Here is a 20942-nt window from a genome sequence, read left to right on the forward strand (position 1 = left end):
ATGGAACCGGCGTCCTCGCCCAACCTGTCGCGGGTGTTCATCGAACGTCCGGTGGCGACCGTGCTGCTGGCCGTGGCGGTGGTGCTGTGCGGCCTGCTGGCGCTGCGCCAGCTGCCGGTGGCGCCGCTGCCGCAGGTCGACTACCCGGCCATCCAGGTCAGCGCCAGCCTGCCCGGCGCCAGCCCCGAATCGATGGCCGCCACCGTGGCCACGCCGCTGGAACGCGCGCTCGGCACCATCCCCGGCATCACCCGGATCACCTCCGGCAGCAACCAGGGCAATACCCGCATCGACCTGCAGTTCTCGCTGGACCGCGACATCGACGAGGCCGCGCGCGAGGTGCAGGCGGCGCTCAACGCGGCGCGCGCGCAACTGCCCTCGGGCATGCCGGGCATGCCGCAGTACCGCAAGATCAATCCGTCGCAGGCGCCGATCATGACCATCGCGCTGAGCTCGGACACGCTCACCCCGGCGCAGGTCTTCGACGTGGCCTCCACCGTGCTGGCGCAGAAGATCGCGCAGGTGCCCGGCGTGGGCGAGGTCAGCGTCGGCGGCGGCTCGCTGCCGGCGGTGCGCGTCTCGCTCAACCCGGCGGCGCTGAACCAGTACGGCATCGCCCTGGAGGAAGTGGCTGGCGCGATCCGCAACGCCAACGCGCTGCGGCCGCTGGGCACGGTGGCCCGCGACGACCGCCAGTGGCAGGTCGAGGCGGCGCTGCAGCTGCGCACCGCCGAGGAATACCGCGACCTGGTCGTGGCCTGGCGCGACGGCCGTGCCGTGCACCTGCGCGACGTGGCCCAGGTCGGCGAAGGCACGGAGAACCGCTACGCCTCCGGCTTCCACAACGGCCGCGCCGCGGTGCTGATGATGGTCAACCGCCAGCCCAGCGCCAACATCATCCGCACCGTCGACGCGATCCACGCGCAGATGGACACGCTGCGCGCGCTGCTGCCGGCCGGCGTGGACATGAAGGTGGTGATGGACCGCTCGCCGGTGATCCGCGCCACCCTGCGCGAGGCCGAGGCCACCCTGGTGCTGGCGATCGGCCTGGTGGTGCTGGTGGTGCTGGCCTTCCTCGGCAGCTGGCGCGCGGCGCTGGTGCCCTCGCTGGCGATCCCGGTGTCGCTGTTCGGCGCGCTGGCGATCATCTGGCTGGCCGGGTTCTCGCTCAACACGCTGTCGCTGATGGCGCTGATCGTGGCCGCGGTGCTGGTGGTGGACGACGCCATCGTGGTGCTGGAGAACATCTCCCGGCACCTGGCCGCGGGGCTGTCGCCGGTGGCGGCGGCGATGCGCGGCGCCGGGGAGGTCGGTGCCACCCTGCTGTCGATGAACATCGCCCTGGCGGTGGTGTTCGTCTCGATCCTGTTCCTGGACGACTTCGTCGAAAAGCTCTTTCGCGAGTTCTCGCTGACCCTGGTGGCGGCGATGACGGTATCGGTGGTGGTCTCGCTGAGCTTCACCCCGGCGCTGTGCTCGCGGATGCTGCGCAGCGCCGGCCCGGACCGCGTCGTGCCGCCGTGGGAGCGGCTGGGCGAACTGCTGTTCGGCGGCCTGCGCCGGCTGTATCTGCGCTCGCTGGACCGCACCCTCGCCCGCCTGCCGCTGGCGCTGTGCATCCTCGCGGCGACGGTGGCGCTGAACGCCTTCCTGTTCGCCAAGGTACCCAAGGGCACCGTGCCACAGCAGGACACCGGCCAGCTGCGCGGCTTCGTGCGTGGCGACGACGGCCTGTCCTTCCAGGTGATGCAGCCGAAGATCCAGGCCTACCGCGAGTACCTGCTGCAGGACCCGGCGATCGCCGACATCGCCGGCTACATCGGCGGCGGCACCGGCGTGAACAACGGCTTCGTGATGATGCAGATGAAGCCGCTGGCCGAGCGCGGCGTGTCCAGCCGCGAGGTCATCGACCGCCTGCGCGAGGGCCTGCCGAAGGTGCCCGGCGGCAACCTGTGGCTGTGGGTCGACCAGGACATCCGCATCGGCGGCGGCAACGATGACGGCAACCTCGACCTGCGCCTGATGGCCGGCGACATCGCCCCCCTGCGCGAGTGGACGCCGAAGGTGCGCGACGCGCTGGCCGCGCTGCCGCAGCTGGTGGACGTGGATTCCAGCGGCGACGAAGGCATGCGCCAGGTGCAGCTGCAGATCGACCGCGAGGCCGCCGCGCGGCTGGGCGTGGACATGCGCATGGTCGGCACCGTGCTCGACAACTCCTTCAGCCAGCGCCAGGTGGCGACGCTATACGACAGCCTCAACCAGTACCGCGTGGTGATGGAGCTCGACCCGCGCTACACCACCTCGCCGGAGACGCTGGACCAGGTCTACGTGATCGGCGGCGACGGCCGGCGCGTCCCGCTGTCGGCGTTCGCCCGCTGGGACTACGGCATGGCGCCGGACCGCATCCAGCACCGTTCGCAGTTCGTGGCCACGCGGATCAGCTTCGCCCTCGCACCCGGGGTCAAGCTCGAGGAAGCCACCGCGGCGATCGACGAGGCGATGGCCCGGATCATGCTGCCGACCGGCGTGCAGGCGAAGCTGGGGGACGAGGCCGGCGCGGTGCAGGAGCTGCGCAACCGCCAGCTGTGGCTGATCCTCGGCGCGGTGCTGGCGGTGTACCTGGTGCTGGGCGTGTTGTACGAGAGCCTGCTGCAGCCGCTGGCGATCCTCTCGATCCTGCCCTCCGCCGGCATCGGCGCGCTGCTGGCGCTGCTGGTGTTCGACGGCGAGCTCAACCTGATCTCGCTGCTGGGCCTGTTCCTGCTGGTCGGCGTGGTGATGAAGAACACCATCCTCATGGTCGACTTCGCCCTGGCCGCACAGCGCGAAGGCCAGCCGGCGCACGCGGCGATCCTGGAGGCGGCGCGGTTGCGCTTCCGTCCGATCCTGATGACCAGCGTCGCGGCGCTGCTGGGCACGCTGCCGCTGATGCTCGGCGCCGGCGAGGGCTGGGAAATGCGCCGCCCGCTGGGCATCGCCATCGTCGGCGGCCTGCTGGTCAGCCAGGTGCTGACGCTCTACACGACGCCGGCGGTGTTCCTCGCCCTGGACCGGCTGCGCGTGCGGCTGGCGCGGCGGCTGCGCCCCGCCCCCTCGGCGGCGTGATACCCCGGCCCCTCTTCCCCCGGGAGAGGGGCCGGGAGTGAGGGCCGGGTAGCGACTCCCGCCGGGATACCGCCCTCTCCCCACTCCTCCCCGGATGCGGCCCTCGCCTTATCCGGGCTGCAGGGAGTCCCAGGGGGCGTGCGACATGGCGGCTGCAAGCAGCGCGTCCAGCCGCGGCGCTTCGCGGTAATCCACCGTGTCGATGGCGCGGATGCGCTGCAGGCCACTGGCGTTGACCGCGAACGCGGCGGCGAAGCCACCCACCTCCGCCAGCGTCACCGGCTGGACCTGCTGCGCGCATCCCTGCGCGTCCAGGCCGGCCTGCAGCAGCCGCTCGGAGGTGCCGCGCAGCGCGGGGCCCTCGGGCCACACGACCCGCGCCCCATCCCAGAAGCCGATGTTCCAGACCGTGCCTTCCACGACGCGGGCATCACCGCCCTTGCCATCGACGAACAGCGCGTCGTCGAAACCGGCGCGCAGCGCCAGCCGGCGGTGCTGGAACAGCGGGAAGGTGGCGACATGCTTGATGTGCGGGAACGGGCGCACGAACGCGGCGCTGCGCACCCGGATCGCCCGGCCCGCCGGCGTCGCCGGCGCGGAGGCGGCGACCAGCACGTCCGGCTGCAGCGCGCGCAGCGGCTGGCGGTGGTCGAAGCCGCGCGCGAACACGGTGACGCGCAGCGAACAGTCCCCATCGAGCGCCGCGGCGGCCTGCGCCATCCAGGCGCGGACCTGGGCCTCGTCCAGCGGTGCGTCGAACAGTTCGGCGTTGCCCTGGCGCAGGCGCTGCAGGTGCAGGTCCAGGCCCTGCACGCGGCCGCCGCGCACCTGCAGCGAGGTGAAGTGCCCGTAGTTGACCTGCGCCGCAACGCGCAGCGCCGCCGGCTCGGCATCGGCCGGCTGGCCGTTGAGCAGCGCGATGGATGGCGCGGCAGCACTCATGGGGCGAACCGGGCGGCCGCACGGCACCGCGGCAGCGGGATCGACGGCGGGACCGGTACCGGCCGCGGCCGGTGCCATGCGACAACGTCGCGGGCGGAGACCAAGGCGTGCAACCGCGAGGTCATCCGCCGCTCCCGGATCAGCGGAACGGCAGGCCGCCGCGGCCCGCGCCGCCCATCATGCCCTGCAGGCCGCGCATCATGCCCTTCATTCCCTTCATGCCGCCGCGGCCCAGCTTGCCCATCATCTTTTCCATCTGCTGGTACTGCTTGAGCAGCTTGTTGACGTCGGCCGGGGTGGTGCCGGAACCGCGGGCGATGCGGGCGCGGCGCGAGCCGTTGAGCAGGTCGGGGTTGCGGCGCTCCTTCGGCGTCATCGAGCCGATGATCGCCATCATCCGCGGCACCTCGCGGCTCTGCGCGACCTGCTGCTTGAGGTGCTCGGGCACCTGGCCCAGGCCCGGCAGCTTGTCGATCAGGCCGGCGATGCCGCCCATGTTCTGCATCTGCTCGAGCTGGTCGCGCATGTCGTTGAGGTCGAACTTCTTGCCCTTGGCGACCTTGGCGGCCAGCTTCGCCGCCTTCTCCTGGTCGACGTTCTGCTCGACCTGCTCGACCAGCGACAGCACGTCGCCCATGTCGAGGATGCGCGCGGCGACGCGGTCCGGGTGGAACACGTCCAGGCCGTCGAGCTTTTCGCCCGTACCGACGAACTTCACCGGCTTGCCGGTGATGTAGCGCACGCTCAGCGCGGCGCCGCCGCGGGCATCGCCGTCGGTCTTGGTCAGGACCACGCCGGTCAGCGGCAGCGCCTCGGAGAAGACCTTGGCGGTGTTGGCCGCGTCCTGGCCGGTCATCGAGTCGACCACGAACAGGGTCTCGGCCGGATTGACCGCGGCGTGCAGCGCCTTGATCTCGGCCATCATCGCCTCGTCGATGGCGAGGCGGCCGGCGGTGTCGACGATCAGCACGTCGGCGAAGGACTTCTTCGCATCGGCAATGGCGGCGCGGACGATGTCCTCCGGCTTCTGCCCGGCGTCGGACGGGAAGAACAGCACGCCGGTCTGCTCGGCCAGGGTCTTCAGCTGCTCGATCGCGGCCGGACGGTAGACGTCGGCGCTGACCACCATCACCTTCTTCTTGCGCTTGTCCTTGAGGTGCTTCGCGAGCTTGCCGACGGTGGTGGTCTTGCCGGCGCCCTGCAGGCCGGCCATCAGGATCACCGCCGGGGCCGGGACGTTCAGGTTCAGGTCGGTGGCCTGCGAGCCCATGACCGCGGTCAGCTCGTCGCGCACGACCTTGATCAGGGCCTGGCCCGGGGTCAGCGACTTCAGCACCTCCTGGCCGACCGCGCGCACCTTGATCCGCTGGATCAGGGCCTGGACCACCGGCAGGGCGACGTCGGCCTCCAGCAGCGCGATGCGCACCTCGCGCACCGCCTCGCTGATGTTGGATTCGGTCAGCCGGCCACGGCCGCGCAGGCGGTCGATGGTGCCGGAGAGGCGCTGGGTCAGGGATTCGAACATGCAGGCAGGCCCGGAGGCGGAAAACGGCCGGCGATTATAGCCCGCGCGCCCTGCTGCCCCCGCCGCCGCCAGCGCCGGCCTGTTCCCCGTCCCGCTGCGCTGCGGCGCCACGCGCTTGCCGGACGCCGGACGCCGGACGCCGGACGCCGGACGCCGGACGCCGGACGCGGGGGGCCGGACGCGGGGGGCCGGACGCGGGGGGCCGGACGCGGGGGGCCGGACGCGGGGGGCCGGGGGCCGGGGGCCGGGGCCAGTTGAACGCCTGCTGAGCCAACCCATTGATGGAGCAATATTTGACATTGCAAATATTGAGCAGGCGAGTATCATCCCCGCGCATGTCCACGCCCTCCCCCATCTGCAGCGGCTCCGCCCTGGGCCTGCTCGTGCGGCAGGTCCGCGATGCCATGCGCACCCGCTGGGAGCGGGAACTGCGCCAGGCCGGCCACGACCTCAACTTCAGCCAGTTCCTTGCCATCAAGAAGCTGGCCGACGGAGTGGCCAACGTCACCGAGCTGGCCCGCATGGCCGAGCTCAGCCCGGGCGCCATGACCCGCCTGCTCGACCGGCTGGAGGAGCGCGGCCTGGTCATGCGTGTCGCCGATCCGGACGACCGCCGCGCCCTGCACATCCGCCTGACCGAGGCCGGGCAGCGCATCGCCCGGGACATCGCCCAGTGCGGCGAGCGGGTCCGCGACATCGCCCTGGAAGGGCTCGACGACGCCCAGCGCGCGCAGTTCATCGGCCTGCTCGAACAGGTCCGCGACAACCTTTCCACCCCGGAAAACTGACGATGTTTCCCTCCCCCCACTCCGGCCGCGTCCGCGCGGCCATCGCGCCCCTGTTCCTCGCGATCGCGCTGGCAGGGTGCGCCAGCACCGGCGGCCTCGAGCCGGTCGCCCAGCCCCGCGACCTGGACAGCCACGCCACCTCGCGCAGCCTGGCCGGCACGCCGCTCAGCGACGCCGCCTTCCCGGCCCTGGACTGGTGGCGCGCCTTCGGCGACCCGCAGCTGGACGCGCTGGTCTCCGAGGCCCTCGCCGGCACCCCCTCGCTGGCCGCCGCGGACGCGCGCGTGCGCAAGGCGCGCGCCCAGGCCGGCCTGGCCGCCGCCGCGCGCAAGCCCACCGTCGGCGGCAGCGCGCAGTACGCGGTGGCCCAGCTGCCGGAAGGCCTGGCCGGCGACGAACTGGGCGGCAGCCTGCTGCACAACGCGCTGCTGACCCTCAACTTCGACTGGCCGCTGGACGTGTGGGGCGGCAAGCGCGCCGAGTACGAGGCCGCGCTGGGCCAGGCCCGCGCCAGCCAGGTCGAGGCGCAGGCCGCACGGCTGGGCCTGGCCGCGAACGTCGCGCGCAGCTACATCGCCCTGGCCCAGGCCTTCGAGGCGAAGGACGTGGCGCTGCGCGAACAGGAGCGCAGCGAGCGCCTGCTGCAGCTGGGCCGGCAGCGCGTCGAGGCCGGCATCGACGGCACGCTTGCGCTGCGCAACGCCGAAACCGCGATCGCCACCGCAAAGGCCCAGGCCGAAGCGGCGCAGCAGCAGATCGACGCGCTGCGCAATGCGATCGCCGCCCTGCTCGGGCAGGGTCCCGACCGCGGCCTGGACATCGCCCGCCCGCAGCTGCTGCAGGCACCGGCGCCGGCGCTGCCGGGCGTGCTGCCGAGCGAGCTCCTGGGCCACCGCCCGGACGTGGTCGCCGCGCGCTGGCGCGTGGAAGCGGCCGCGCAGGGCATCAGGTCGGCGAAGGCGCAGTTCCGGCCGAGCGTGGACCTCAGCGGCCTGGTCGGTCTGGCCGCGACCGGCTTCTCCGACCTGTTCGCCAGCGACGCCGCGCTGGGCTTCGGCGGCCCGGCGATCAGCCTGCCGATCTTCGACGGCGGCCGCCTGCGCAGCAACCTCGACGCGCGCGACGCCGACTACGACCTGGCCGTGGCCACCTACAACCAGGGCGTGGTCGACGCCCTGCACGAGGTGACCGACGCGGTGCAGGCGATCCGCTCGCTCGACGCGCAGGAGCGCTCGCTGGCCGAAGCGCACGACGCGGCCAATGCCGCCCTGCAGCTGGCGCAGTCCCGCTACGAAGCCGGCGTCGGCACCCAGCTCGAGGTGCTGTCCGCGCAGCGCCCGCTGCTGCAGATCGAACAGCAGCAGACCACGCTGCGCGCCCAGCGCTACCAGGCCACGGTCCAGCTCGACCGCGCCCTCGGCGGCGGCCTCGACCTCGACGTACCCGCGTCCGCGTCGGCCACCGCTTCCGAACCGAACTCCTGACCTCCCCCACGCCCATGACCACCGAAATCAATCCCCAGGCTTCCGCCCAGCCCGCCGCGGCGGCTTCCAACGGCAAGCGCAAGCGCGCCCTGCAGGTCGTGCTGCTGGTCGTGGTCGCCGCGCTGCTCGGGTGGCTGGCCTACTACTTCCTGCACCTGCGCTGGCACGAGGACACCGACGACGCCTACGTGCAGGGCAACGTCGTCAGCGTGGTGCCGCAGACCAGCGGCACCGTGGTCGGCATCGAGGCCGACGACGGCGACAAGGTCGAGGCCGGCGACGTGCTGGTGCGGCTGGATCCGGACGACGCCCAGGTCGCGTACGACCAGGCCGTGTCCAACCTGGCCGCCACCGTGCGCCAGGTGCGTGGGCTGTTCAGCAGCGCCGATGCCGCGCAGGCCGAACTGCGCGCGCGCCAGGTCGCGGTCGAGCAGGCCCGCGCCGACGTGAAGCGCCGCGAGGGCCTGGTCGCCAGCGGCGCGATCTCGCGCGAGGAACTGGCCCACGCCCGCGACGTGCTCGCCGCCGCCGAGGCCGCGCTGGGCACCGCGCAGGGCAACCTGCAGCGCAGCCGCGCGCTCGTGGACGCCACCACCGTGCAGGAACAGCCGCAGGTGCAGGCCGCCGCCGCGCAGCTGCGCCAGGCCTACCTGGCCCTGCAGCGCACCGCCATCGTCGCGCCGGTCTCCGGCTACGTGGCCAAGCGCCAGGTGCAGCTGGGCCAGCGCGTGCAGCCCGGCGCCACCCTGATGACCGTGGTGCCGCTGGAGCAGATGTGGGTCGAGGCCAACTTCAAGGAAACCCAGCTGCACCGCATGCGCATCGGCCAGCCGGTGGAGGTCCGCGCCGACCTGTACGGCGGCAGCGTGCGCTACCAGGGCAAGGTCGCCAGCCTCGGCCTGGGCACCGGCAGCGCGTTCTCGCTGCTGCCGGCGCAGAACGCCTCCGGCAACTGGATCAAGATCGTGCAGCGCGTGCCGGTGCGCATCGAACTCGATCCGCAGCAGCTGGCCGAGCATCCGCTGCGCCTGGGCCTGAGCATGCACGTGGACGTGGCCATGCGCGACCAGAGCGGCCCGGTCCTGTCGCAACCGCGCAACGCCGACGAGCCCCGCTTCGCCACCGCCGTCTACCGCAGGCAGCTGGACGACGCCAATGCGCTGATCACGAAGATCATCGAGCAGAACCTGCCGCACGCCCGCGGCTGACGCGGACGGAAGCCCTCCCCCATGGCCACCATCGCCGCCCAGCCCGAAGGCACCGGCACGCCGCCCGCGCGGGCGGCGGCACCGGCGCAGCCGTTCAGTCCGCCCAGCGTCGCCCTGACCACGCTGGGCCTGGCGCTTGCATCGTTCATGCAGGTGCTGGACACCACCATCGCCAACGTCTCGCTGCCGACCATCTCCGGCAACCTCGGCGCCAGCGCCAACCAGGCGACGTGGGTGATCACCTCGTTCGCGGTCAGCAACGCCATCGCGCTGCCGCTGACCGGCTTCCTCACCCGCCGCTTCGGCGAGGTGCGGCTGTTCACCTGGGCGACGATGGCCTTCGTCGTCACCTCGCTGCTGTGCGGCATCTCGCAGAGCATGGGCATGCTGGTGACGGCGCGCGCCCTGCAGGGCTTCGTCTGCGGGCCGATGTACCCGCTCACCCAGGCGCTGCTGCTGTCGATCTACCCGGCGGCCAAGCGCGGGCAGGCGCTGGCGCTGCTGGCCATGGTCACCGTGGTGGCGCCCATCGCCGGGCCGATCCTCGGCGGTTGGATCACCGACAACTACAGCTGGGAGTGGATCTTCTTCATCAACGTGCCCATCGGCGTGTTCGCCGCGTGGGTGGTGTCGCGGCAGATGAAGGGGCGTCCGGAGCGCACCGAGCGGCCGAAGATGGACTACATCGGCCTGGCCACGCTGGTGCTGGGCGTGGGCGCGCTGCAGATCATGCTCGACCTGGGCAACGAGAAGGACTGGTTCCAGTCCACCGAGATCGTGGTCCTGACCATCGTCGCGGTGATCGCCCTGGCCGTGTTCGTGATCTGGGAACTGACCGAGAAGGACCCGATCGTCAACCTGCGCCTGTTCCGGCACCGCAACTTCGCCGCCGGCACGGTGGCGATGGTGATGGCCTACGCCGCGTTCTTCGCCATCGGCCTGATGGTGCCGCTGTGGCTGCAGCGGAACATGGGCTACACCGCGATCTGGGCCGGTTTCGCCACCGCCCCGATCGGCGTGCTGCCGATCCTGCTGACGCCGCTGGTGGGCAAGTACGCCACCCGCTTCGACCTGCGCCTGCTGGCCAGCTTCGCCTTCATCGTCATGGCCTTCACCAGCTTCCTGCGCGCCGGCTTCAACCTGGACGTGGACTTCCAGCGCGTGGCGGTCATCCAGCTGATCCAGGGCCTGGGCGTGGCGCTGTTCTTCATGCCGGTGCTGACGATCCTGCTGTCGGACCTGGAGCCGCACGAGATCGCCGCCGGCTCGGGCCTGGCCACCTTCGTCCGCACCCTCGGCGGCAGCTTCGCCGCCTCGCTGACCACCTGGGCCTGGAACCAGCGCACCACCATCCACCACGCGCGGCTGACCGAGCACCTGCCCGCGTACGACGACGGCCTGCGCGAGATGGCCACCCGGCTGGGCCAGGGCGACCTGACGCGCGGGGCCCTGCTGCTCAACCAGGAGATCAGCCAGCAGGCTGCGCAGATCGGCTTCAACGAGATCTTCCACCTGCTCGGGATCATCTTCCTGGTGGTGATCGCGTTCGTCTGGTTCGCCAGGCCGCCGTTCGCCGCCAAGGGGCCGCGGCCGGTCGGCGGCGACCACTGAGCAACCGGGACCGCCCCACGGCGCCCGCCGGTGGCGCACCGCCGCGGTCGGGCAGGGGTGGCGAGCCCCGCGGACAGGCATCGCGCCTGGTCGCACGGCGCGTGATCCGGATCACGGCCGTGTGTGTTCCATGCTGGCGGCATTCCGTTCCGCCGTGCTGCCGTGCGACACTCGCCGGATGACAATCGTTCTCATCGCCATCCTTGCCTACCTGCTGGCCAGCGGCCTGCTGCTGCGGTCCGTGGCCCACGACGGTTCCGCCGCCGGTGCCTGGCGCTGGCCCGCCCTGGCCGCGGTCGCCCTGCACGTCGGCTACCACGCCCTGGTCGCGTGGCGCACCAACGGCGGGCCGGACATGCACTTCTACTCGGCACTGTCGCTGGTGGGCATGGGCATGGCGGCGATGACCGTGCTGTTCGGCGTGCGCGGGCGCACCGCCGCGGTGGGCGTGGTGGTGTTCCCGCTGGCGGCGGCGCTGCTGGCGCTGTACCACGGCCATGGCCACGCGCCTTCGCCGGTGCTGGACTGGCGCCTGCAGCTGCACGCCTGGCTGGCCCTGCTGGCCTACGCGACGCTGGCCATCGCCGCGCTGCTGGCCGGCATGCTGTGGCTGCAGGAGCGGGCGCTGCGCCGGCGCCAGTTCAATGCCTGGCTGCGCGCGCTGCCGCCGCTGACCCAGCTGGAGACCGTGCTGTTCCGCACGATCACCGTCGGCTTCCTGTTGCTGACCTTCACCCTGCTCACCGGCGTGCTGTTCGTCGAGGACTTCCTGTCCCAGCACCTGGTCCACAAGAGCGTGCTGAGCGCGCTGTCGTGGCTGGTGTTCGGCGGCCTGCTGCTGGGGCGCTGGCGCTACGGCTGGCGCGGCACCAAGGCCGTGCACTGGACCCTGACCGCGATGGCGCTGCTGCTGCTGGCGTTCTTCGGCAGCAAGTTCATGCTCGAGCTGGTGCTCGGCCGAACCTGACCAAGGACCATGCAGGTGCGCGCGAGCGGCCCGTCCCTCCTCTCGCGTCCGGGCCAGGCAATCGGACGCCGGCTGGCATCCTGCCTGGCCCTGTTCGTCGTGCCCGCCGCCAGCCTGGCCGCGCCACCGCCGGATGCCGGGCAGGTGCAGCGCCAGGCCGAACGTTCGCTTTCGCCGGCGCCCGAGCCGCCACCGCCGGCCGGAACCGGCGAGGGCACGGAGGCGACCCGGGACGGGCCGGAGTTCGTGGTCCACCGCTTCGTGCTGGAAAGCGCGACCCTGGTGCCGGAGGCGACGCTGCAGCAGGCCCTGGCGCCGTGGCGCGACCAGCCGCTGCGGTTCGCCGACCTGCAGGCCGCGCTGCGCCGGATCGTCGCCGTGTATCGCGAACACGGCTGGTTCGCCCGCACCCAGCTGCCCGAGCAGGACATCACCGACGGCACGGTGGTGGTGCAGGTGCTGGAAGGCCGGTTCGGCCGCCTGGGCGTGCTGGACGACGGCACCCGCGCCAACGGCGACTTCGTCGCCGCGCTGGCCGGGCGCGGCCTGCGTGCCGGCGAGCCCTATTCCCTGTACCGCCTGGAACGCGGCCTGCTGCTGGCCAACGACCTGCCGGGCGTCTACGTCGACGGCGTGCTGCAGCCCGGCCAGGATCCGGGCACCAGCGACCTGCTGCTGCACGTGCAGGACCGGCCGCTGCTCGAAGGCAGCCTGGCGGTCGGCAACGACGGCAGCCGTTACACCGGTCGCGGCCAGGCGGTCGGCCACGTGTCGCTGGCCAACCCCAGTGGCTACAGCGACCAGCTTTCCGCCACCGGCATGCGCGGGCGCGACCTGGAGTACCTCGGCGGCAGCTATGCACTGCCACTGGGCGCCGGCGGACTGCGCGGCAACCTGGGCTACAGCACGCTGCATTACCGGCTGGGCAAGGAGTTCGAGCTGCTCGAGGCCAGCGGCGCCTCGCGCACGTACCGCGCCGGGCTGACTTACCCGCTGCACCGCAGCGCGGACTGGAACCTGGAAACGGAACTGGCCTGGAGCCGGCGCCGCCAGGACGACGCCAGCTTCGGCGAGGACCTGCGCCGGCGCCACCTGCGCGACCTGACCCTGACCCTGTTCGGCGATGCGGTCCACCGCGGCGGCAATGGCGCCCATACCGCATGGATCCTCGACCTGGTCGCCGGCCGGGCGCGGCTGGCCCTGCCCGACGACCTGCTGGCCGATGCGTCCGGCCCCGGCGTGCATGGTCCGTACTCGCTGGCCCGGCTGGAACTGCGCCATGACCGCTGGCTGGCGCCGGAGTGGTACCTGCGCGCGCGCTTCAGCGGGCAATGGGCCTTCGACAACCTCGATTCGTCGCAGCAGTTCGTCCTCGGCGGCCCTTCGGGGGTGCGCGGCTATCCGCTCAACGAGGCGCCCGGCGACAGCGGGGCGGCGCTGCAGCTGGAGCTGCACCGGGTGCTGGCCACCCGCGGTGGCGGCGAGCTGGACGGCTACGGCTTCATCGACGGCGGCAGCGTGCGCCTGCGCCGGGATCCCTGGGAGTACGGCACCCGCAACCGCTACGAGCTGGCCGCCGCCGGCCTCGGCCTGCGCTGGATCCGCGGCGGCCTGACCGCCGCTCTGAGCGTGGGCGTGCCGGTCGGCAGCAACCCGGGTACATTCGACGGCAACAACCAGGATGGCACCGGGCGCGCGCCGCAGCTATGGTTCAACCTGCGCCAGCGCTTCCCGCGCTGAGCGCACGCGCCAGGACCTACCCATGCACACCCGTCCCGAACGTGTCCCCTCCCGCTCCCGCCGCACCGCGCGCACCTGCTCGCTGGCGCTGCTCGCGCTGCTGCCGGCACTGGCCATGGCGCAGGACCGCGATGCGCTGCCGGAAGACGGCCGCGTGGTCGCCGGCAAGGCGGAACTGTCGCGCAAGGACCGGACCCTCACCATCTCACAGCAGACCCGGCGCGCGATCCTGGAGTGGAGCCGCTTCGACATCGGCGCCGACGCGGCGGTGCGCTTCGTACAGCCCTCGTCGACCTCGGTGGCGCTGAACCGGGTGCTGGGCGGTGATCCGTCGCGCATCGCCGGCAGCCTGTCCGCCAACGGCCACGTCTACCTGGTGAATCCGGCCGGCGTGCTGTTCGCGCCGGGCGCGCGGGTCGATGCGGCGCAGCTGGTGACGTCCACCCTCGACATCGCCGATGGCGAGTTCCTCGCCGGGCGCGAGCCGCTCCCCGGCATCGGTTCGCAGTGGCAGCCGCCGCTCGGGGGGAGCATCCCGGCGCTGATGGTGTCCGGCCTGCTCGCCGCCACTACGCCCGCCGATGACGCGGGCACGATGGACGTCCAGGACGGCGAGGATGCGGCGTCCCCCGGCGGCCTGCTGACCCTGGACGCCGGCGCCGACGGCCACCTGCGCATCGGCCTCGATGCGGGACAGATGCAGGCGCTGATCGACGGTGGCGGGCTGCAGCAGGAGGGCGAGGAGTTCGTCCTGTCGGCCGACGGCGACAACGACGTGGCGGCCAGCGCGGTCGCCGCAGCGCGCGTGCCGCAGGCGCGGGGCACGGCCGTGCGCAATGGCCGCCTGCTGCTGGTGGCCACGCCTGCGCCGCAGGAGGAAGCCGCGCTGCCCGCGGCGGGCGGCAGCGTGCGGCGCATGTTCGCCGACGACGCGGGGCGCTGAGAGAGCCCCACCCGGCACCTGGCGGCCTTCCGTCGCCCCGTCCGCATCGCGCAGGATCGCCCCACCGCCGTCGCAGGCCAGGTCTTTCATTCCGTCCCCACCGGGTTCCGTCGCGAAGTGCGCCGGCTCGTCGCATGCACGCTTGCGGGCCACCTGCCGCCTGCCTAGTTTCCGCGTCTTCCAGGCAGGAGACCGGCCATGCAGGAAGCACGCAAACCCAAGGGACGCTGGTTCCGTCGAGCCCTCGTGCTGCTCGGGCTGGCGGTCGCCGCTGCCGGTCTCTGGGACGTGGTCACCTACGACCGCGACGCCTGGCTGTCCGACTACGCGCGCCTGAAGCACGACCTGGCCCATGGCTACGCCAACCTGGACTGGATCCGGGACCACCGTGGCCTGGACCTGGCCGAACTGGACCGCCAGACCACCCACGCGCTGGCCACCGCGCACTCGCGCCTGCGCGCCTCGCTCGCGCTCAGGGCCTTCCTCAGGCGCTTCGACGATCCGCACCTGCGCCTTGAACCGCGGCGCCAGCCGTCGCCGCCTGCCACCAGCGGCAGCTCTTCCCAGGTTCCGCCGGCGGCAGCCGCGCCGGCTACGGTGGCGGACTGCCCATCGGCAGGCTACGAGGAAGGCAACCACGCCTTCGCCTTTCCCTTCGCGGAAATGCCGGGCTGGCGGCAGCTGCGCGCAGGCGATTTCCCGCTCGGCCGCCTCGGCGACATCGGCGTCGTCCGCATCGCCCAGTTCTCCGAGCGCCGGTACCTGGCGGCCTGCCAGCGCGTGTTCCGCCCGGGCATGGATGCGTATGCGCTGCAACTGGCGGTGCGGGCCGAACAGCAGCGGTTGCTGGTCGATTCGCTGGAAACCCTGGGCCGCGACGGCGCGACCCGGCTGCTGGTGGACGTGACCGGCAATGGCGGCGGCAGCGAATGGGTGGCCGAAGTCGTCGCGCTGGTGACCGCCCGGATGCTCACCCGTGCCGCATCCCGCCGCGTCGGGCCGGCATGCGACCGCGACGCGGTCTGGCGCAACGAACCGGTCTGTCCGGTGCTCGCCCCCGCCGGCGCGGACGAACGCCTCCAGGGCATCGGCGCCTGGCGCGGTCCGGTGCTGGTCCTGGCCGACCGCGGCACGGCTTCGGCGGCGGAGGACTTCGTCGCCTGGCCGCAGCAGAACCGCGTGGCCACGGTGGTCGGCGAACGCACGCACGGCGCCGGCTGCGGTTACACCAGCGAGGCCACGCGCACCCGGCTGGACGTGCTGTCGCTGGAGGTGGCGATGCCCGACTGCGCGAGGTTCCTCGCCGACGGCACCAACGAACTCGAAGGCATCGCGCCCGACGTCGCGCTGGATACGCGCGCAGCCGACGCGCCCGCGCCACTGCTCGCCGTCCTGGACACGCTGCAGCGCTGAAACGAGGCAGCGCGCGGCTAGTCCGCCGCCGCGTCCAGCGCCTGCGCCAGCCGCTCCACCGCGATCACTTCCAGGCCCTTGAAGCTGCCGGACTTGGGCGCGTTCGCCTTCGGCACGATCGCACGCCTGAAGCCGTGCGTGGCTGCCTCGCGCAGGCGCTCCTCGCCGTTGGGCACCGGGCGGATCTCGCCGGACAGGCCGACCTCGCCGAAGGCCACGGTCTTGTCCGCCAGCGCGCGGTCGCGCAGCGAGGACAGCACCGCCAGCAGCACCGGCAGGTCGGCGGCGGTTTCCTGCACGCGGATGCCGCCGACCACGTTGACGAACACGTCCTGGTCGCCCACCACCACCCCGCCATGCCGGTGCAGCACGGCCAGCAGCATGGCCAGGCGGTTCTGCTCCAGGCCCACCGCTACCCGGCGCGGATTGGACAGCGGCGAGGAATCGACCAGCGCCTGCACTTCGACCAGCAGCGGGCGGGTGCCCTCGCGGGTGACCATCACGCAGCTGCCCGGCTGGCGCGCGCTGCCGGAGAGGAAGATCGCCGACGGGTTGGGCACTTCCTTCAGGCCCTTGTCGCCCATCGCGAACACGCCCAGCTCGTTGACCGCGCCGAAGCGGTTCTTGAACGCGCGCAGCACGCGGAAACGGCTGCCGCTCTCGCCCTCGAAGTACAGCACCGCGTCGACCATGTGCTCGAGCACGCGCGGGCCGGCGATGCCGCCTTCCTTGGTGACGTGGCCGACGAGGAACACCGCGGTGCCGGTCTCCTTGGCATAGCGCACCAGCCGCGCCGCGCTCTCGCGTACCTGGCTGACCGAGCCCGGCGCGGCGGTCAGGGTCTCGCTCCACAGGGTCTGCACCGAGTCGGCGACGACCACGCGCGGCTTCGCCTGCGAGGCGTGCTGCAGGATCGATTCGATGCCGGTCTCGGCCAGCGCCTGCAGGTTGTCCAGCGGCAGGTCCAGGCGCACCGCGCGACCGGCCACCTGGGCCAGCGATTCCTCGCCGGTGACGTACAGCGCCGGCAGCTGCGCCGACATCGTCGCCAGCGCCTGCAGCAGCAGGGTCGACTTGCCGATGCCCGGATCGCCGCCGACCAGCACCACCGCGCCTTCGACCAGGCCGCCGCCCAGCACGCGGTCCAGCTCGCCGATGCCGGTGGACACGCGCACTTCGGCCAGCTGGCTGACGTCCTTGAGCGCGGTGACCTTCGGCGGATCGACCTTGCCGGCCCAGCCGCCGCGGCGCGAGGCGGCCGGACTGGCGGCGGACGCGGCCGGCTCCAGCACCACCTGGGACAGCGAATTCCAGGCGCTGCATTCGCCGCACTGGCCCTGCCACTTGCTGTACTCGGCGCCGCATTCGCCGCAGACGTAGGCGATGCGGGCGCTGGTCTTGGCGGAAGGCTTGGCCACGTGGCGGATCCGGCGGTTGGGGACGGCCAATGTAGCCGCCGCCCGTCTCCGCTGGCGAGACTCGCCGTGCCTCACCGTAGAGTCGGGCTCGCCCGACTCCCCCGCCCGGCGAAGCGACATGGCGAAAAGAGCAGCGGGACAAGCCCCGCTCTACCGGCGCACCGCCCGGCCGATCCTGGGGAACGCAGGACGGCCGCGCGGACGTCACAACGCCCCGGGCCCGTCACCGCCCCGCTATGGCCTGCCCGGCCGCGACCCGTTAGAATTCCCGGCCCGGCCGCGCCAGCGTCCGGTCATTGCCGGAATAGCTCAGTTGGTAGAGCGGCGCATTCGTAATGCGTAGGTCGCAGGTTCGACTCCTGTTTCCGGCACCAGCTTCGCGACGGGCCCCGCTTCGGCGGGGCCTTGTCGTTTCCGGCCCCGGCGCGACGGAAGCCCGCTGCGGCGGGTGTTAAGTTAGCCCCTCTGCAACGACCTGCCGCCGCATGCACTTCCCGGCCCGCCTGACCGCCGTCTTCACCGTCCTGCTCGCCCTGCTGCTGGCCCTGCCGGCCTTCGCGCAGGCGCCGTCGCTGGACCAGGCCCGCCAGCAGCTGGAGAAGATCGGCGCGGCCCTGCCGGAACAGGACGACGACGCCTCGCTGCAGGCTTCGCGCGACGCGGTCCTGAAGATCCAGGCGCTGGCCGAGAAGACCATCGCCGAGCGCAGCCCGCAGCTGGACAGCCTCGATGCGCGCCTGGCCGAACTGGGCGAGGGCCCGACCGCGGAAGGCCAGGAGGCGGTGGAGGTCACCCGCGAGCGCCGCGAGCTTCAGGAGCAGCGCAACGAGGTCGACGCCGAACTGCGCCAGGCCCGGCTGACCGTGGTCGAGAGCGGCCAGCTGCTGGACCGGATCGCCGCGCAGCGCCAGGCGGCGTTCCACCAGACCCTGTCGCGCCGCACCACGCCGCCGTGGAACCCGCGCTTCTGGAGCGAGCTGGCGGACAGCCGCGACCGCGACCAGGCGCGCGTGCTGGGCCTGTGGCAGCAGACGCGCGAGACCGTCGCCGGGCACTGGCGCGCCGGGCCGGTGCGCTCGCCGCTGCTGCTGGCCCTGGCCGCGCTGGTCGCGGTGGTGGTCGGCTGGTTCGGCGTGCGCACGGTGCCGAAGCTGGTCGGCCGGCATATACCGCCCGGACGCCTGCGCCGCTCGGCACCGGCGGTGGCGCGGCTGCTGCTGTCGACGCTGGCGGCGTGGTGGATCGTCAGCCTGCTGCGTGCGGCGCTGCTGCCGGCCGATGCCCCGGCGGCCGTCGCCCATCTCGCCAGCCTCGCCGGCGGCCTGCTGGTGTTCGGCACCTTCGTGACCACGCTCGGCGCAGTGCTGCTGGCGGTGCGCAGCCCGTCGTGGCGGCTGCCGGCGATCTCCGACGAGGGGGCCCGCACGCTGCGGCCGCTGCCCCTGGCCGCGGCGCTGGCGATCGTGCTCGCGACCTTCCCGCAGCGGCTCGGCACGCTGGTCAACGCCAGCCTGCCGCTGGCGGTGGCGCTGACCGCGCTGGCGGCGCTGGTCTCCACCTTCGTGGTGCTGTGGGCGCTGCTGCGGATCCGCCGCCTGCAGTCGGCGGCCGCGCGCGCCGAGGCGCAGGCCCAGCCCGATGCCGCCGCGCCGAAGCCGCATTTCCGGCCGTGGATGAATTTCGCCACCAGCATCGGCTGGGTGTGCGCGTCGCTGGCCCTGCTCGGCCTGTTCACCGGCCATGTGGCCCTGTCCGGCTTCATCGCCCTGCAGCTGGTGTGGACCGGGGTGGTGCTGGCGACGCTGTTCCTGGCGATGCGCTTCGCCGACGACCTGGCCTTTGCCGTGCTCGGCGCCAAGGGCGTGGCCGGGCGCCGGGTCAGCAGCCGCTACGGACTGGATCCGCTGCTGGTCGAACGCGCGGCGGTGTTGGTTTCGGCAGTGCTGCGCCTGCTGCTGGCGCTGCTGGGCCTGATCGCGCTGGCGATGCCGTACGGCGCCGGCGGCGAGGACCTGGTCAACCGCGCCCTGGGCCTGGCCCGCGGCATCACCATCGGCGAACTGGTGCTCAGCCCGGCCAACGTGGTCCGCGCGCTGGCGGTGTTCCTGCTGGCCAGCGGCGCCTTCCACCTGCTCAAGCGCTGGCTGGCGCGGCGCTACCTGCCGACCACGAAGATGGACGAGGGCATGCGCGCCTCGGTCGTCACCCTGTTCGGCTACGGCACCATGGTGCTGGCGCTGGCGATGGCGCTGGCGGCGATCGGCGTGGGCCTGGAGCGGATCGCCTGGATCGCCAGTGCGCTGTCGGTCGGCATCGGCTTCGGCCTGCAGGCGATCGTGCAGAACTTCATCTCCGGCCTGATCCTGCTGGCCGAACGGCCGGTGAAGGTCGGCGACTGGGTGGTGGTCGGCGACGCGGAGGGCGACATCCGGCGGATCAACGTGCGCGCCACCGAGATCCAGACCGGCGACCGCACCACGGTGCTGGTACCGAACTCGGAGCTGATCACCAAGACGGTGCGCAACCGCACCTATTCCAATGCCGAAGGCCTGGTGAAGATCGTGCTGCCGATGCCGCTGTCCACCGACGCGGACCTGGTGCGCGAGCTGCTGCTGGAAGCCTTCCGCGAGCACCCGGCGATCCTCGACGCGCCGGCGCCGGGCGTGACCCTCGACGGCATCGACAAGGGCCAGGTCATCTTCAACGCCACCGGTTTCGTCGCCACGCCGCGCCAGGCCGGCGGGGTGCGCAGCGCGCTGCTGTTCGAGATCCTGCGCCGGCTGCGCCAGCTAGATATCCGGATGGTATAGCCGGGGTCAGTCCACCAGCTGCAGGCGCAGTTCCTTGGGCAGGGCGAAGACCATGTCCTCCGGCTCGCCGTCCAGCTCGCTCACCGAAGCGGCGCCGAGCTCGCGCAGGCGCGCGATCACGCCGTCGACCAGCACCTGCGGCGCGGAGGCGCCGGCGGTCAGGCCGATGTGCTGCTTGCCGGCGACCCAGCCCGGGTCGATCTCGTGGGCGCCGTCGATCAGGTGCGATTCCACGCCCTCGCGCCGGGCCAGCTCGGCCAGGCGGTTGGAGTTGGAGCTGTTCGGCGAACCGACCACCAGCACCAGGTCGCAGTGCGCGGCCAGCTCGCGCACAGCGTCCTGGCGGTTCTGCGTGGCGTAGCAGATGTCGTCGTTCTTCGGCCCCTGGATCGCCGGGAAGCGCTGCTGCAGGGCCTCGATGATGCCGCGGGTGTCGTCCACCGAGAGCGTGGTCTGGGTGGTGTAGAACAGGTTGTCCGGCTGGCTGACGACGAGGCTGGCAACGTCGTCGATGTCCTCGACCAGGTAGATCGAACCGCCGGCGCTGTCCGCCTTCCACTGCCCCATCGTGCCTTCCACCTCGGGGTGGCCGGCGTGGCCGATCAGGATCACGTCGCGGCCGGCGCGGCAGTGGCGCGCCACTTCCAGGTGGACCTTGGTCACCAGCGGGCAGGTCGCGTCGAACACCTTCAGCCCGCGGCGGTCGGCCTCGGCGCGCACCGCCTGGGACACGCCGTGGGCGCTGAAGATCACCGTGTTGCCGTCCGGCACCTCGTCCAGCTCCTCGACGAAGATCGCGCCGCGGGCGCGCAGGTCGTCGACGACGAAGCGGTTGTGCACGACCTCGTGGCGCACGTAGATCGGCGCACCGAGGGTCTCGATGGCACGCTTGACGATCTCGATCGCGCGGTCGACGCCGGCGCAGAAACCACGGGGATTGGCGAGGATGACGTCCATGGGGTCTCGGTTACGGGCCCGGGAAGGCCAT

The 20942-nt window shown here is 72.4% G+C and carries 14 protein-coding genes and 1 tRNA gene; 11 read left to right on the forward strand and 4 right to left on the reverse strand.

Annotation, left to right across the window (positions count from 1 at the left end):
- Window positions 1–3105 (forward strand): efflux RND transporter permease subunit, encoded by a 3105-nt coding sequence (locus PSEJ35_RS0101320; protein ID WP_028916206.1) that lies wholly within the window; start codon window positions 1–3, stop codon window positions 3103–3105.
- A 108-nt stretch (window positions 3106–3213) separates the two neighbouring features.
- On the opposite strand, the gene PSEJ35_RS0101325 is transcribed toward PSEJ35_RS0101320, so the two are convergent.
- Together PSEJ35_RS0101325 and ffh are read right to left on the reverse strand one after the other, a co-directional pair.
- Entirely contained in the window at window positions 3214–4047 is an 834-nt protein-coding gene (locus tag PSEJ35_RS0101325; RefSeq protein WP_028916207.1) for an aminotransferase class IV, read from the reverse strand.
- Between the two features lie 139 nt (window positions 4048–4186).
- The gene (ffh, locus tag PSEJ35_RS0101330) at window positions 4187–5572 is read right to left on the reverse strand and encodes a signal recognition particle protein (RefSeq protein WP_028916208.1); all 1386 of its coding nucleotides are present in this window, start codon (window positions 5570–5572) and stop codon (window positions 4187–4189) included.
- Between the two features lie 335 nt (window positions 5573–5907).
- Here ffh and PSEJ35_RS0101335 point away from each other — a divergent pair, with 335 nt between their 5' ends.
- The 8 genes from PSEJ35_RS0101335 to PSEJ35_RS0101370 all read left to right on the forward strand — a co-directional run bounded on the left by PSEJ35_RS0101335 (window position 5908) and on the right by PSEJ35_RS0101370 (window position 15726).
- A complete protein-coding gene (locus PSEJ35_RS0101335; RefSeq protein WP_028916209.1) occupies window positions 5908–6360 on the forward strand; it encodes a MarR family transcriptional regulator in 453 nt (150 codons plus the stop codon).
- Window positions 6361–6362: 2 nt separating this feature from the next.
- A complete protein-coding gene (locus tag PSEJ35_RS0101340) occupies window positions 6363–7844 on the forward strand; it encodes an efflux transporter outer membrane subunit (protein ID WP_037081997.1) in 1482 nt (493 codons plus the stop codon).
- A gap of 14 nt (window positions 7845–7858) precedes the next feature.
- Complete coding sequence (locus tag PSEJ35_RS0101345) at window positions 7859–9052, forward strand: EmrA/EmrK family multidrug efflux transporter periplasmic adaptor subunit (RefSeq protein ID WP_028916211.1); 1194 nt, start codon at window positions 7859–7861, stop codon at window positions 9050–9052.
- Window positions 9053–9082: 30 nt separating this feature from the next.
- The gene (locus PSEJ35_RS0101350) at window positions 9083–10663 is read left to right on the forward strand and encodes a DHA2 family efflux MFS transporter permease subunit (protein ID WP_028916212.1); all 1581 of its coding nucleotides are present in this window, start codon (window positions 9083–9085) and stop codon (window positions 10661–10663) included.
- A gap of 178 nt (window positions 10664–10841) precedes the next feature.
- Window positions 10842–11630, forward strand: a complete 789-nt coding sequence (gene ccsA / locus PSEJ35_RS0101355) for a cytochrome c biogenesis protein CcsA (protein WP_028916213.1) — start codon at window positions 10842–10844, stop codon at window positions 11628–11630.
- 9 nt (window positions 11631–11639) lie between these two features.
- The gene (locus PSEJ35_RS15070) at window positions 11640–13370 is read left to right on the forward strand and encodes a ShlB/FhaC/HecB family hemolysin secretion/activation protein (RefSeq protein ID WP_084635383.1); all 1731 of its coding nucleotides are present in this window, start codon (window positions 11640–11642) and stop codon (window positions 13368–13370) included.
- A gap of 22 nt (window positions 13371–13392) precedes the next feature.
- A complete protein-coding gene (locus PSEJ35_RS15075; RefSeq protein WP_051412404.1) occupies window positions 13393–14313 on the forward strand; it encodes a filamentous hemagglutinin N-terminal domain-containing protein in 921 nt (306 codons plus the stop codon).
- A gap of 198 nt (window positions 14314–14511) precedes the next feature.
- The gene (locus PSEJ35_RS0101370) at window positions 14512–15726 is read left to right on the forward strand and encodes a S41 family peptidase (protein WP_084635384.1); all 1215 of its coding nucleotides are present in this window, start codon (window positions 14512–14514) and stop codon (window positions 15724–15726) included.
- 17 nt (window positions 15727–15743) lie between these two features.
- Here the strand turns inward: PSEJ35_RS0101370 and radA are convergent, their stop codons facing one another.
- Window positions 15744–17144: a DNA repair protein RadA gene (gene radA / locus PSEJ35_RS0101375; protein ID WP_028916215.1), complete on the reverse strand. Its 1401-nt coding sequence runs from the start codon at window positions 17142–17144 to the stop codon at window positions 15744–15746.
- A 298-nt stretch (window positions 17145–17442) separates the two neighbouring features.
- On the opposite strand from radA, the gene PSEJ35_RS0101380 reads away from it, so the two are divergent.
- Window positions 17443–17518 (forward strand) — tRNA-Thr (locus PSEJ35_RS0101380).
- Between the two features lie 111 nt (window positions 17519–17629).
- On the forward strand, window positions 17630–19954 hold the full coding sequence (locus tag PSEJ35_RS0101385) for a DUF3772 domain-containing protein (protein WP_028916216.1): 2325 nt from the start codon (window positions 17630–17632) through the stop codon (window positions 19952–19954).
- Between the two features lie 6 nt (window positions 19955–19960).
- On the opposite strand, the gene ispH is transcribed toward PSEJ35_RS0101385, so the two are convergent.
- Entirely contained in the window at window positions 19961–20911 is a 951-nt protein-coding gene (gene ispH / locus PSEJ35_RS0101390) for a 4-hydroxy-3-methylbut-2-enyl diphosphate reductase (RefSeq protein WP_028916217.1), read from the reverse strand.
- Between the last annotated feature and the right edge of the window lie 31 nt (window positions 20912–20942).

Origin of the sequence: Pseudoxanthomonas sp. J35 (assembly GCF_000513995.1) — a bacterium.
Lineage (GTDB): Bacteria > Pseudomonadota > Gammaproteobacteria > Xanthomonadales > Xanthomonadaceae > Pseudoxanthomonas.